Source organism: Sinomonas sp. (assembly GCF_036848755.1).
GTDB lineage: Bacteria > Actinomycetota > Actinomycetes > Actinomycetales > Micrococcaceae > Sinomonas.
The window spans coordinates 2,519-15,218 of record NZ_DAIUJO010000089.1; the positions used below are offsets into that span (position 1 = coordinate 2,519).

The window sequence follows — 12,700 nt, forward strand, 5'->3', positions numbered from 1 at the left end:
TCCTAGCTCCCAACCGGGTGTCCCGGCACCCAACCGGGCATCCCGGCTCCCAACCGGGCCCCGCAGGAGCAGACTTCGCCGCACCGAAAAAATCGGCGTGAACCCCTTGACGCGCAGGCACGCGAGGATTTAGAGAACAACCCCGCCGAGGGATATTCTGCCTGTGGTCCATATGCGCAGGGAGAGTCAGTGACCTTCATATCCACCACTCGGTCCGCCGACGTCGTCTTGATCGGCGGGGGCATCATGAGCGCGACCCTCGGGGCGTTCATCAAGAAACTCGAACCGGCCTGGAACGTGGTGCTCTTCGAGCGCCTCCCGGCCTCGGGACTCGAAAGCTCGGGCCCCTGGAACAACGCCGGGACTGGCCACGCAGCCTACTGCGAGCTCAACTACACCCCGCAGGCCAAGGACGGCTCGATCAGCCCCGCGAAGGCGCTGGGCATCAACGAGGGCTTCCAGCTCTCGCGCCAGTTCTGGTCCCACCTCGTCCGTCAGGGCGACATCGGGGATCCGACGCGGTTCATCCACACCGTTCCGCACATGAGCTTCGTCATCGGCGACGCGCACGCGGACTACCTCAAGAAGCGCTTCGAGGCCCTCCATCCGAACCCGCTGTTCAGCGAGATGGAATTCTCCGAGGACCCTGCGCAGATCAAGGAATGGGCGCCCCTCGTCATGGAGGGGCGCGGCGAGGGCCGCGTCGCAGCCAACCGCGTGGCCTCCGGCACCGACGTCGACTTCGGGACCCTGAGCCGCGAGCTCGTGGGATTCCTCGCCGGCAATGGCGTCGAGGTCAACTACGGGACGGATGTGACCGACGTCGCCCGCTCCCGCGGTGGCTGGGACATCGCGACGAAGCACACCGCCTCGGGCGAGCGCGGCCGCATCCATGCGAAGTTCGTGTTCATCGGCGCGGGCGGCGGCGCACTCCACCTCCTGCAGGCCTCGGGGATCCCGGAGAGCAAGGGCTACGGAGGGTTCCCCGTCTCGGGCAAATTCTTCCGCTGCACGGACGAGTCGGTCGCGACGCGTCACAATGCCAAGGTGTACGGCCAGGCCTCGGTGGGCGCTCCCCCGATGTCGGTTCCGCACCTCGACACCCGGTACGTCGACGGGAAGCGGTCGCTCCTCTTCGGTCCGTACGCGGGCTTCTCGACGAACTTCCTCAAGAACGGCTCACTCCTCGACCTGCCCCTCTCGATCCGGCTCGGGAACATCGTGCCCATGCTCGCGGTGGCCAAGGACAACATGGACCTCACCGCCTACCTCGTGAAGGAGGTGGCGAAGAGCCGCGGCGCCAAGGTCGAGGCGCTGCGCGAGTATTTCCCGCTCGCCGACGCCGACAAGTGGGAACTGATCACGGCCGGCCAGCGAGTGCAGATCATCAAGAAGGACCCGCACAAGGGCGGTGTCCTGCAGTTCGGCACCGAGGTCATCACGTCGCGCGACGGTTCTGTCGGCGCCCTGCTCGGTGCCTCGCCCGGCGCATCGACCGCGGTCCCGATTATGCTCGAGCTCATGCGCCGCTGCTTCCCCAAGAAGTACCGCGGCTGGGAGGACAAGCTCCGTGAGATGATGCCTGGCTACGGCGTCAAGCTCAATGAGAACCCCGATCTGCTGGCCGAGGTGACGGCCAATACAGCCGACGCCCTCCAGCTGGCGGCCACCGCTCAGTAACGCACTGGCATCTGGCGGCCCGCACCGTACCACGGTGCGGGCCGCCGTCGTTCGACGGGAGACCACCCATGTTCCGGCTATCGAGCCTCTCGATGTCCAACAAGGCGCTCATCGCGCTCATCACGATCTTCGCCGCAGTGTTCGGCGTGATCACCGTGGGGACGCTCAAGCAGGAGCTCATCCCGTCGATCGAGTTCCCCCAGCTCACCGTGGTGACGTCGATGCCGGGCGCATCGCCCGACGTCGTCGACAAGCAGGTCGGGCAGCCCCTCGAGAAGGCGCTCCAAGCGGTCGAAGGCTTGGAGAGCAGCGCCTCGACCTCGCGTACCGGCGTCTCCACGATCCGCCTCTCCTTCCAGTACGGGACGGACCTCGACCGGGCCCGCAACCAGATCGACCGCGCCATCTCGAACGCCAAGTCCGAGCTCCCTTCGGACGTCTCGCCCAACACGCTGGCCGGGAGCATCACGGATTTTCCGATCGTGTTCATCGCCGCCTCGTCCGACCGTCCTCTGAGCGACCTCCAGAATGAGCTCACCCAGCAGGTGGTCCCCGCGTTGTCGAAGATCGACGGCGTCCGGAGCGTCGACATCACCGGGGGCGCTACGCAGCACATCCAGATCCAGCCGGATCCTGTCGCGCTTGCCGCGCGGGGTGTGGACGTCGCAGCCATCAAGACGGCCCTCCAGAACAACGGCTCGCTGGTCCCGGTGGGAACGGTGACGGAGCAAGGACGCACGCTGTCCCTCCAGGCGGGCAGCCCGATCGACTCGACGGATGCGATCAAGGGGCTCCCGCTTGCCGGTGCGTCGCAGCCGACGACGATCGGCGAGGTCGCCGCCGTCGCCATTCAGGACGACGCCGCAACCTCCATCACGCGGACTGATGGCAAGCCCACCCTCGCGGTCTCCGTGACCAAGAAGCCCGACGGCGACACCGTGGCGATCTCGCACGCCGTCCGCGACGCGATCCCCGGTCTCCAATCCGCGCTCGGTTCACATGCCAAGCTCACCACGGTCTTCGACCAAGCACCCTTCATCGAGAAGTCCATCCAGGACCTCACGACCGAAGGCCTGCTCGGGCTCGGCTTCGCCGTCCTCGTGATCCTCGTGTTCCTGCTCTCCGTCCGTTCGACGCTCGTGACGGCGGTCTCCATCCCGCTCTCGCTCCTCATCACGTTCATCGGGCTCTTCGCGGCGCACTATTCGCTCAACATCCTCACCCTGGGCGCACTCACCATCGCCATCGGCCGGGTTGTCGACGACTCGATCGTCGTGATCGAGAACATCAAACGCCACCTGAGCTACGGCGAAGAGAAGACGACGGCGATCCTCGCCGCAGTCCGTGAGGTTGCGGGCGCGGTGACCGCCTCCACACTCACTACGGTCGCGGTCTTCCTCCCGATCGCGTTCGTCGGCAATCTCGCAGGCGAGCTGTTCAGGCCCTTCGCGCTCACGGTGACGATCGCGCTCCTCGCATCCCTCGCGGTCGCCCTCACGATCGTGCCCGTACTCGCCTACTGGTTCCTCGGCCACAAACCCCAGCCCGCCGCACATCAGGCCGACATCGAAGCGCGCGCCCACGAGAAGGAGAAGCGCAGCCTCATCCAACGCGGCTACCTCCCGATCCTGCGCACCACGCAGCGGCATCCGGTATGGACGCTCGTCGCGGGCGTCGTCGTCCTCGTCGGGACGTTCGCCATGACGCCCCTCCTCCCCACGAATCTCCTCGGCAATTCGGGGGAGAACAGCTTCACGGTGAACCAGACCCTGCCGCCGGGCACGAGCCTTGACGCGACGAGCGCCGCGGCGGCCAAGGTCGAGGACGTGCTCCGGCACACGGACGGCGTGCAGACGGTTCAGGTGACGATCGGCAACTCGACAACCGGCTTCAGCGCGTTCCTCTCCACCGGGGCGTCGAGCGCGACGTTCACGGTCATCACGGACGAGAACAGCGACCAGTTGGCGCTCCAGCAGCGCGTGCGCACGGAGCTGGGCGGCCTCACTGGCGTCGGCCAAGTGAACCTCAGCCAGCAGCAGGGCGGCTTCGGGACCGCGTCCACGGTCGACGTCACCGTCAAGGCGCCCGACGCCGCCGCGCTCGCCAAGGCCAACGATGCCGTCCTCGCCACGCTGCACGGCGTTCCCGGCGCGACGGATGTGACCAGCAATCTGGCGGCGGCCCAGCCTGTCGTACAGGTCAAGGTGGACCGTGCGAAGGCCACCGCGGCTGGCCTCAACGAGCAGCAGGTCGGCGCGATGCTCGCGGCGACCGTCAGCCCGATTCCTGCCGGAACGGTGCGCATCGACACGACCGACTATCCGGTGCTCATCGGGAAGGGAACCCGGTTCTCAAGCGTCGACGCCGTCCGGTCGCTGCCGCTTCCGGGCGCTCGAGGCCTGACCCTCGGCTCGATCGCGAGCGTGGAGACAGTCAACGTGCCGGTCACCGTTACGAGCACGTCCGGCCAACGCACCGCAACGGTCTCGGTCACCCCGGGCGACACGAGTCTGGGCACGGTGAGTGCCGAGGTGCAGAAGCGCGTGGACAATCTGTCCCTCGACGCCGGGGCGACCGCGTCGGTCGGCGGTGCGGCGAGCCAGCAGGCGGACTCGTTCCGCCAGCTCGGGCTCGCGCTGCTCGCCGCGATCGCCATCGTCTACGTCATCATGGTGGCAGCGTTCAAGAGCCTCCTCCAGCCGCTCGTGCTGCTCGTCTCCATCCCGTTCGCTGCGACGGGAGCCATCCTGCTCCTCCTGGCGACGGGGATTCCGCTGGGCCTGCCGGCGCTCATCGGCCTGCTCATGCTCGTCGGCATCGTCGTGACGAACGCGATCGTCCTCATCGACCTCATCAACCAGTACAGGCGCCCGCGTCCCGACCGCCCGGCCCTCGCGCTCGAAGACGCGATCGAGCGGGGCGCCCGTCAGAGGCTCCGGCCGATCCTCATGACTGCCCTCGCGACGATCTTCGCGCTCACCCCGATGGCCTTCGGCCTGACCGGGGGCGGCGGATTCATCTCGCAGCCGCTCGCGGTCGTCGTCATCGGCGGCCTGGTCTCCTCGACTGCGCTCACACTCGTGCTGGTGCCAGTGCTGTACCGGCTCGTCGAGGGGCGCCTCGAGCGCCGTCGGCTCCTCCGGGAGATCGCCGAACCCCTTGTCCTCAAGGGCTGACTCCTCCAGCGCCCACGACTCCAGCACGCACGACTCCAGCCGCGCCCCGAGCGGGCGGCGGGAACAATCGCCGACCGCCCGCGGTTCAGGATAGATGCAAATGCATGTATTCTGGGGGAACACGAGGAAAGAGGTCATCATGCAGTTCGGAATCTTCAGCGTAGGGGACGTCACCCTCGACCCCACGAACGGCCGGATGCCCACCGAGGCCGAGCGGATCAAGGCGATCGTGCAGATCGCCCGCCATGCCGAGGAGGTCGGGCTCGACGTCTTCGCGACCGGCGAGCACCACAACCCACCGTTCTACCCGAGCTCGCCCACGACCCTCCTCGGGTACATCGGCGCGCAGACGGAGCGACTCATCCTCTCCACGACGACGACCCTCATCACGACCAACGATCCGGTCAAGATCGCCGAAGACTTCGCCATGCTCCAGCATCTGGTCGACGGGAGGACCGACCTCGTGCTGGGCCGCGGCAACACTGCCCCCGTGTACCCGTGGTTCGGCAAGAACCCGCACGACGCCCTCGAACTCACCATCGAGAACTACGCCCTCCTCCGCCGTCTCTGGGACGAGGACGTGGTGGACTGGTCGGGCAAGTTCCGCACCCCGCTCCACAACTTCACCGCGACGCCACGGCCCCTTGACGGCGTCGCGCCCTTTGTGTGGCACGGTTCCATCCGCACGCCGCAGATCGCCGAGCTCGCTGCCTACTACGGCGACGGCTTCTTCGCGAACAACATCTTCTGGCCCAAGGAGCACTACATCCGGCTGATCAACCTGTATCGCGAGCGCTTCGAGCACTACCGCCACGGCAAGGCCCACCAGGCCATCGTGGGCCTCGGCGGTCAATTCTTCATGCGGCGCAACTCCCAGGACGCGGTACGCGAGTTCCGGCCGTACTTCGACAACGCGCCGGTCTACGGGCATGGCCCCTCGCTCGAGGACTTCACGTCCCAGACGCCGCTGACGGTCGGCAGTCCCGCCGAGTTCGTCGAGAAGACGCTCGCGTTCCGCGACTACTTCGGCGACTACCAGCGCCAGCTGTTCCTCGTCGATCACGCTGGCCTTCCGCTCAAGACGGTCCTCGAACAGCTCGACCTCCTCGGTGAGGTCCTTCCCGAACTCAAGGCCGGCTTTGCGGCCGGTCGCCCGGCCGACGTCCCGGAAGGACCGCGCCACGCTGCGCTCGCAGCCCATCGGAGCGCGCACGCCGCCGAGGCGGAGCCGGCAGAGGCTGAGCCCGCAGAGGCGGAGCCGGCGAAATGAACCCTGCGGGCACCACCGCCAACTCCGCCCCCTCCATGCGGGACACGGCGGAGGCGTGGGAGTCGCTCTTCCGGGCACAGGTCGCCGTCATGCGGCGCCTCCAGGCCGACCCCGCGTTCCGCGAGTTGGGCATCAAGGAGTACGACGTCCTGTTCACGCTGAGCGGCTGTCCCGAGAGCGGGCTGCGCCTCAACGAACTCAACGACCACGTGCTGCTCGCCCAATCCAGCCTGAGCCGGCTCGTGGAGCGGCTCGAACGCAAAGGGCTCGTCGCGCGCCGAGCCGCCCCCGACGACGCTCGCGGGATCCTGATCACCCTCACCGAGGCAGGACGCGAGACTCAGCGACGGATCGGCCGCGGGCACGTCCGTGAGATCGCACGCCTCTTCGGCGAGGCGCTCGACGCCGAAGAGCTCGCCGAGCTGACCAGGCTCACGGCGAAGCTCCGCGAGCACGTGGTCGAGCACCACCCCTAGCCGACGACGGCGAGCGCCTCCGGGTCGTCGTCGGGGAGCGCTTCGTCGCAGTCAGCGGCGACGGCGAGTCGCCGCAGGACGAGACTCCCGCCGACGGTGGAGAGGAACGCGGTGTCGGAGGAGTCGCGCCCAGCGGTGATCCTGAGCATGCCGTAGCGCGACGCGAGGCCGGTCGGGTCGATGACGTGCCACGCGCCGTCGGCATACGCCTCGGCGACGGCGTGGAAGTCCATGGGTCGCAGCCCGGGCGCGTAGACGGCCGTCAGTCTGGCCGGGACGTCCTTGGCCCGAAGGAGCGCGATCGCGAGGTGCGCGTAGTCCCTGCACACACCGCGGCGATGCAGAAGCGTCTCGACCGCGCCATCCGTCCCGCGGGATGAGCCGGCAACGTACGAAAGCTGTTCATGCACCCACTTGCGGACGGCGACGACGAGCTGGGTGCCGGTCATGCCCCCGAACTGGCCGTAGGACGTCGGCAGCAGGCGATCGCTCTCGGCGTACCGGCTCGGCCGGACATAGCGGATGAGGTCCATCTCGTCGACGGCGTCGGGGACTGCGCGTCCCCTCACGCTTGCCGTGTACTCGACGTCGACGTCGGAGGCGTTGTCGAACTCGAGGACGTGGAAGCGACCGCCGTGGCCGTCGACGAGTTCCCGCCACGGGACGGGCTGGCCGCCCGAGGTCACGTTGAGCTGCTCGTCGAAGGACGTGTATCCGGGGTTCTTCGCGACGGCGACGGCCATCGCGACCTTCGTCCGCGCCACGGTGGTGAACGAGAGATGGGCGCTGACAGTGCGCAGCATGGAGCTCCAGGGGTCTAGGAGTCGGAAGGCCTAGGAGGGCTTCGTGAACTTCAGCGACATGATCATGCGCTGAGCGTCGGCGAAGTCTCCGGACGTCTGGACGTAATCCGACGCCTGAGCAAGGTTATCGAATGCCTGCAGTGGAGCAACCTCCGCGTTGGGAGCGAGGGGCGCGAGTTCCGTGACGTCGGAGAAGGCATAGCCGCCGGACCCCGTCGGTCCGGGCACGATGTTGAGCAGGCGGCACGCCTTCCCGTCCTGGGCCGAGGTCCTGACCCCGACGAGGCCGAAGGACCCGAAGTACTTGTAGCCCTGGATGACGCGGAAGACGAAGCGAGGCGTCAGCGCGTTCGGACCGTCTTGGAACGGCAGGCTGACGGGAACGCTGTTGAGCACCGTGTAGGCCTTGGCCTGACTGGCATCGCAGGGTTGCGCGGCTGGCATGGGGAGGCCGGTCTGGAGCGCCGCGACGAAGGTGCCGTCTGCCTTCTTGACGTCGTAGTGCACCGCGCCGGCCGCGGAACCCGGAGCCGGCGCGGCCGACTGCACGATCCACTGCGCAGGCAGCTCGAAGCTGATCGTCTTCCCGGGGTCGGTGAACGTCTTCCACTCGGCGGACGTGGCGCCAGCCGACGGCGTCCCGCTCGCCGAGGCGCTCCCGGAGGGGGCCGGCGATGCATTCGCCGAGGACGTCGCCGGACCCACGGGGGTCCATTGGGGAGCGCTCTGGCCGGCGCCGCACGCGGCGAGGAACAGCGCGCTCAGGGCGGTACCCAGGATGGCGCTGAGGAACTTGACGACGCGGCAAACGGCGACCATGCAGCAACCCTAGCGAACCGCGATGGCGGTACTCTGGCGCCATGCTGGAGCAGGACGAGGACGGCCTCACAATCGCCGCGCACGAGGTCGCCGATTGGCGGCTTCGCGTGTTCGATCTCTATCAGCGGGTCCGGGCAGCAACGAACCCCCGCGAAGGGCACGACCTGTGGCGCCGCGAGCGGGACGTGCTCTTCGGCACCCATCCGGCCTCCGCCGTCGTCCGCGCCGACCGCGCAACCTTCCACGGGCTGCCCACGGCTCCCTACGACGCGGACTTCCGGTTCGAACTCCCCCTCCTGCCGGAGGGCGCAGGCCAGGAGAGGCCTGTGCGGACGGGCACGGACGGCACAGTGCCGTTCGTGCGGCTCGGGACGTTCGACGTGCCGGGTCTCGGCCCGCTTGCTGCGTGGCGCCACGCGGGCTACGGGGGCGGTGTCTTCGTGCCGTTCCGGGACGGGACGGCGGGGCGACCGGGCGGGACCTACGGCGCAGGGCGCTATCTCATCGACACGATCAAGGGCGCCTATCTCGGCGCCCGCACGGATCCGGGCGGCGTGCCGATCTACACCCTCGACTTCAACTTCGCCTACAACCCCTCGTGCGCCTACAACGAGGCATGGGCCTGCCCGCTCCCGGGGCCGGACAATCGCTTCGCAGCGGAGGTTCCCGTCGGCGAGCTGTACCCGGCGCTGTGAAGCGAACGCCGCCGGTTGACAGGATTCTGTGAGGAGTGTCATAGTCGTGGGGTGAACCTGTCAGACAGCCCTACAGCGCGACAGCCCGAGGTGAGGTCCCCCGACGTCATGCGACGTCCGCTCCCCCGTCTGAGCGCGGCTGAGGCCGTCTTGGCCGAGCTTCGCGGCGAGATCGAATCGGGCCGCGTCCCCGTCGGCTCGAAGCTCCCGGCGGAGGCCGCCTTGGCGGCGCGCTACGGCGTCAGCCGCTCGGTCGTTCGGGAGGCGCTCCGCTCGTGTGCCGCGCTCGGGCTCACAGAGACGCACACCGGCAAGGGGACGTTCGTCGTCTCGGGCCGCATTTCCGGGGACCTGGTCCTCGGGCGCTACTCCGCTCGAGACCTCACGGAAGCGCGCCCCCATATCGAGATTCCCGCGGCTGGGCTCGCCGCGCTGCGGCGCAGCGACGACGACCTCGCGACACTCAAGGGCATCGTTGCCGATATGGCCCTTGAGGACGACCCCGCCGCGTGGGTCGCCCTCGATGCCACCTTCCACTGCCTCATCGCGCGAGCGAGCGGCAACAAGGTGTTCGAGAGCGTCGTCGTAGACCTCCGCGAAGCGCTCGCAAACCAGTCCGAGACCCTCAACCTCGTCGCCGACCGCCAGCGCGCCTCCGATGTCGAACACCGGCAGATCGTCACGGCGATCGAGGCGGGTTCCTCCGAGCTCGCGAGCGCCGCCATGGCCGAGCACCTCGCGGCGGTCAACGAGGCGCTCGGTTCCCTGGAACCGCGGAACTCCAGCTGACCTGCGCCCCGCCCCACAACTGCCCGCCACTATCGCCGTCCGCAGAGAGCCATGCCTTCCAACGCTGATCACACCCCCTTCGTCACGCCGGCAGGCCGCACCCTCGTGCTTCCCGGCCTCCCCGCCCATGTCCCCCTCGCCGTGCAGATCCGCGGCGAGATCGTCGAAGGCGTCCACTACGGAAGCGTCGCTGCCACTGCCGCCGACGGCACTCTCCTCTGGGCAGCGGGCGACTCGAACGCTCCGTTCTACCCGCGCTCGGCCCTCAAGCCGCTCCAGGCTGTCGCCCTCGTCCGGGCAGGCCTCAGCCTTCCCGACGAGCTCCTTGCGCTCGCCGCCGCGAGTCACAGCGGCGGAGACGCGCACCGGGAAGGGGCGCTCCGCATCCTCACACTGCACGGCCTCGGGATTTCGGCCCTCGAGAACACGGTCGACCTCCCGTACGGCGTCCACGAGCGCGAGCGGTGGCTCCGCGAGGGTGGCACCGCGGACCACCTGTGCCAGAACTGCTCGGGCAAGCACGCCGCCATGGCCGCCGTCTGCACGCTGAACGGCTGGCCCGTTTCGGGATACCTTGAGCCGGACCACCCGCTCCAGCAGCTCGTCGCAGCCACGATCGCCGAGCTGACGGGCGAAGAGCCCGCGGCATGGAGCACCGACGGCTGCGGCACGCCGCTTCCCGCCGTGAGCCTCGCCGGGATTGCGCGCGCCTACGGAAGGCTCGCGCGGGCTGGGGCGAACGAGGCTCGCGCTCACGACGACGCCGCCGCGCACGACGGCGGGAACGTCGCCCTGAGCGCGGAGGCCGCCGTCGCCCACGCCATGGCGGCCCACCCTGAGATGGTGGCGGGCGAAGGACGGGACGTCACCGCGCTCATGCGGCTGCTGCCGGGCGCCGTGGCGAAGGACGGGTTCGAGGGAGTACAGCTTGTCGGACTCCCCGACGGCCGGGCGATCGCCGTGAAGATCGCGGACGGCGGGGACCGCGCGCGCATGCCCGTCGCCGTGCGCGCACTTGCCGCATTGGGCGTTCCCGAAGCCGCAGCCGACGGTGCCCTCGCGGCGCTCGCCACTGCGAGCGTCCTCGGCGGGGGGCATCCAGTCGGCCTCCTTGCCGCGCTCGACGACGCATTCCCCGCCTGACGCAGTTCACACAGTTCACCACTCACTCTCACCCGCCCTCGCTCTCCCCCACGGCCCGATCCGCCCTCGCTCTCCCCCGCAGCCCGATCCGCTCTCGCTTCCCCCCGCAGCCCGCACGAAAGGCCCTCCCATGACCCGTGCCGCCGAGACGCTCGACGACGCCCCGCTCCCGAACCACGCCGCCGAACTCGGCGCCTCCCGCGCCGCAACACGTATCGATCACGATCTCCTCGGCGACCGGGAAATCCCCGCGGACGCGTACTGGGGTGTCCACACCCTCCGGGCGGTCGAGAACTTCCCGATCACGGGACAGCCGCTTTCGACGAACCCGCACCTTGTGCGGGGGCTGGCCGCGGTCAAGCTCGCTGCCGCGAGGGCGAACCAGGAACTCGGCCTCTTGGACGCCGAGCGCGCCGCAGCCATCGAAGAGGCATGCCTCGAGATCCTCGACGGGCAGCTCGCCGACCAGTTCGTCGTCGATGTCATCCAGGGAGGCGCTGGAACGTCCTCCAACATGAACGCAAACGAGGTCATCGCCAACCGCGCCCTCGAACTGCTCGGACATGCAAAGGGCCACTACGCGGCATTGCATCCGAACGACCACGTGAACCTGAGCCAGTCGACCAACGATGTCTACCCGACAGCTGTGCGGGTCGCCACCGTCTACGGCATCGAGGGCCTCCTCACGGCCCTCACCTCGCTCGAGGATGCGTTCGCCGACAAGGCCTCCGAGTTCCGGACCGTCGTCAAGATGGGCCGGACGCAGCTTCAGGACGCCGTGCCCATGACCCTCGGCCAGGAATTCGGAACCTACGCCGTCACGATCGGCGAGGACCGCGAGCGGCTGCGGGAGGCGTCGCGCCTCGTGCACGAGATCAACCTCGGCGCGACAGCGATCGGCACGGGTCTCAACGCCCCCGCGGGCTACGCCGAAGCGGCGTGCCGGCATCTCGGCGAGGCCACCGGCCTGCCGCTCGTCACCGCCGTCGACCTCATCGAGGCGACCCAGGACATGGGCGCGTTCGTGCATCTCTCGGGCGTTCTCAAGCGTGTGGCCGTCAAGCTCTCTAAAATCTGCAACGACCTCCGCCTGCTCTCGTCGGGGCCGCGCGCCGGTCTCGCCGAAATCGTCCTGCCCGCCGTGCAATCCGGCTCCTCGATCATGCCCGGCAAGATCAACCCGGTCATCCCCGAGGTGGTCAGCCAAGTGGCATACGAGGTCATCGGAAACGACGTCACGATCACGATGGCGGCCGAGGCGGGACAGCTCCAGCTCAACGCCTTCGAGCCGGTCATCGTGCACAGCCTCCAGAAGAGCATCGCTCACCTCGAAGCCGCGTGCCACACCCTCACCGAGCGCTGCGTGCGGGGCATCACGGCCAACACGGAGCGGTTGCGCGCAAGCGTCGAACACTCGATCGGCCTCGTCACCGCCCTCAATCCGTACCTCGGCTACGCAGCCGCGACATCGATCGCACAGGAGGCCCTCGCAACCGGGCGCGGCGTCGCGGAGCTCGTGCTGGAGCGCGGACTGCTGACGGCCGAGCGGCTCGAGGAACTCCTGCGCCCCGAGCGCCTCGCGAACCTCACCGTCTAGTCGTCACCGCCCAGCCGTCGTCGGGCGCCCCACCACCTGCACGACCCCGACGTGCCAGCCCGTCCTGCACCACGACCTGCTCAGCCCCACCTGCACAGCCCCCCGACCTGCACCATCACCACCAGTTCCCAACCAACGAAAGGACGCTGATGTCCTCCATCGATCCCACCCCCATGCCCGGAGCCCCACAGCTCGAGGACCATCTTGAAGACCGCGGGCATGCGCATTCGGCGGACCATGTGATCCATGCCG

Annotated in this window: 10 protein-coding genes; 8 read left to right on the forward strand and 2 right to left on the reverse strand. The window is 68.6% G+C overall.

What is annotated here, in order from left to right; translation table 11 throughout:
• Window positions 1-189: 189 nt before the first annotated feature.
• From V7053_RS13775 to V7053_RS13790, 4 genes are all read left to right on the forward strand, one after another.
• Window positions 190-1,680, forward strand: coding sequence for a malate:quinone oxidoreductase (locus tag V7053_RS13775; RefSeq protein ID WP_334172844.1), 1,491 nt, complete (start codon window positions 190-192; stop codon window positions 1,678-1,680).
• A gap of 68 nt (window positions 1,681-1,748) precedes the next feature.
• On the forward strand, window positions 1,749-4,856 hold the full coding sequence (locus V7053_RS13780) for an efflux RND transporter permease subunit (RefSeq protein WP_334172845.1): 3,108 nt from the start codon (window positions 1,749-1,751) through the stop codon (window positions 4,854-4,856).
• A 139-nt stretch (window positions 4,857-4,995) separates the two neighbouring features.
• Complete coding sequence (locus V7053_RS13785) at window positions 4,996-6,126, forward strand: LLM class flavin-dependent oxidoreductase (protein ID WP_334172846.1); 1,131 nt, start codon at window positions 4,996-4,998, stop codon at window positions 6,124-6,126.
• Complete coding sequence (locus tag V7053_RS13790) at window positions 6,123-6,602, forward strand: MarR family winged helix-turn-helix transcriptional regulator (protein ID WP_334172847.1); 480 nt, start codon at window positions 6,123-6,125, stop codon at window positions 6,600-6,602. The genes V7053_RS13785 and V7053_RS13790 overlap by 4 nt, the downstream gene beginning before the upstream one ends.
• On the opposite strand, the gene V7053_RS13795 is transcribed toward V7053_RS13790, so the two are convergent.
• Window positions 6,599-7,405 carry a transglutaminase-like domain-containing protein gene (locus V7053_RS13795; protein ID WP_334172848.1) on the reverse strand — a complete coding sequence of 269 codons (807 nt, stop codon included), beginning with the start codon at window positions 7,403-7,405 and terminating at the stop codon, window positions 6,599-6,601. The two genes, V7053_RS13790 and V7053_RS13795, sit on opposite strands and share 4 nt — an antisense overlap.
• A gap of 30 nt (window positions 7,406-7,435) precedes the next feature.
• A complete protein-coding gene (locus V7053_RS13800) occupies window positions 7,436-8,224 on the reverse strand; it encodes a hypothetical protein (RefSeq protein ID WP_334172849.1) in 789 nt (262 codons plus the stop codon).
• A gap of 41 nt (window positions 8,225-8,265) precedes the next feature.
• Between V7053_RS13800 and V7053_RS13805 the strand changes: the two genes are divergently transcribed.
• The 4 genes from V7053_RS13805 (at window position 8,266) to aspA (ending at window position 12,448) form a co-directional block, all read left to right on the forward strand.
• Window positions 8,266-8,919, forward strand: a complete 654-nt coding sequence (locus tag V7053_RS13805) for a DUF1684 domain-containing protein (protein WP_334172850.1) — start codon at window positions 8,266-8,268, stop codon at window positions 8,917-8,919.
• 51 nt (window positions 8,920-8,970) lie between these two features.
• Entirely contained in the window at window positions 8,971-9,708 is a 738-nt protein-coding gene (locus V7053_RS13810) for a FadR/GntR family transcriptional regulator (protein ID WP_443022617.1), read from the forward strand.
• 51 nt (window positions 9,709-9,759) lie between these two features.
• Entirely contained in the window at window positions 9,760-10,851 is a 1,092-nt protein-coding gene (locus V7053_RS13815; protein WP_334172852.1) for an asparaginase, read from the forward strand.
• A gap of 130 nt (window positions 10,852-10,981) precedes the next feature.
• Window positions 10,982-12,448, forward strand: a complete 1,467-nt coding sequence (gene aspA, locus V7053_RS13820) for an aspartate ammonia-lyase (protein ID WP_334172853.1) — start codon at window positions 10,982-10,984, stop codon at window positions 12,446-12,448.
• Window positions 12,449-12,700: the final 252 nt, after the last annotated feature.

Excerpts from the sequence above, each read along its gene's own strand:
- V7053_RS13780 (WP_334172845.1), top strand. The coding sequence starts at position 1,749 with ATGTTCCGGCTATCGAGCCTCTCGATGTCCAACAAGGCGCTCATCGCG.
- V7053_RS13785 (WP_334172846.1), top strand. The coding sequence starts at position 4,996 with ATGCAGTTCGGAATCTTCAGCGTAGGGGACGTCACCCTCGACCCCACG.
- V7053_RS13790 (WP_334172847.1), top strand. The coding sequence starts at position 6,123 with ATGAACCCTGCGGGCACCACCGCCAACTCCGCCCCCTCCATGCGGGAC.
- V7053_RS13795 (WP_334172848.1), bottom strand. The coding sequence starts at position 7,405 with ATGCTGCGCACTGTCAGCGCCCATCTCTCGTTCACCACCGTGGCGCGG.
- V7053_RS13800 (WP_334172849.1), bottom strand. The coding sequence starts at position 8,224 with ATGGTCGCCGTTTGCCGCGTCGTCAAGTTCCTCAGCGCCATCCTGGGT.
- V7053_RS13805 (WP_334172850.1), top strand. The coding sequence starts at position 8,266 with ATGCTGGAGCAGGACGAGGACGGCCTCACAATCGCCGCGCACGAGGTC.
- V7053_RS13815 (WP_334172852.1), top strand. The coding sequence starts at position 9,760 with ATGCCTTCCAACGCTGATCACACCCCCTTCGTCACGCCGGCAGGCCGC.
- aspA (WP_334172853.1), top strand. The coding sequence starts at position 10,982 with ATGACCCGTGCCGCCGAGACGCTCGACGACGCCCCGCTCCCGAACCAC.